The organism is Candidatus Symbiopectobacterium sp. NZEC135, assembly GCF_025962695.1.
The window spans coordinates 1-511 of sequence record NZ_JAGFPF010001551.1 but is presented as its reverse complement, the minus strand read 5'-3'; the positions used below and the strand labels follow the sequence as shown (position 1 = coordinate 511).

The following is a 511-nucleotide window of genomic DNA, read 5'->3' as shown; positions in this document are numbered from 1 at the left end:
CGCCGAATCCCTCGCCAGCAAACTGGCCACTGGGGAGCACAGCCCGCAAAGCCTCGCCGCAGAAGAGATGCTGACGTTAGCCAACTGGTGCCTGATCAATCTGACGACGGAGGCGCCATGAGCACGGTGCTCAATCTGCTGCTGGTGCCCCCGGCCTATTCGGCGGTACGCCAGCGCTACCGTGACTTTCTCAAACAGGGGGCCACCCTGTTCACGGCAGGCATGGGCACGCTGTTGTCGGTGTTGGCCTGGACGTTTTTGCGCCTTGAGTCGCCCAGTTGGCAGCGGATTCGTAGCCAAAGTGCCTTCTGGTTTCCCCATATTTCCCCACATCGACCTCGCCCCGGCGATCCGTTGCGTTATCTGGCGCAGGGGCTGTGGCTGCTGGTGGTACGTAACGGGCAGATCCCCGCCGCCCGGCGTAATCTGTTTTCGGCGCTGCCGCGCTGGCGTCAGCGCTATCTCAATATGATGCAGGAACTGCCGCAGGGCATGGGTATCCAAGAGGCGT

Annotated in this window: 1 protein-coding gene and 1 pseudogene; both read left to right on the top strand. The window is 62.2% G+C overall.

Going from position 1 to position 511, the window contains the following annotated elements; translation table 11 throughout:
* The coding region (locus J5224_RS35320) for a cellulose synthase operon protein YhjQ/BcsQ (protein WP_264629426.1) at positions 1-121 on the top strand (121 nt) is incomplete at its 5' end.
* A pseudogene (gene bcsA / locus J5224_RS35315) lies at positions 118-511 on the top strand (UDP-forming cellulose synthase catalytic subunit); the annotation flags it as partial. The gene J5224_RS35320 and the pseudogene bcsA, both read left to right, overlap by 4 nt.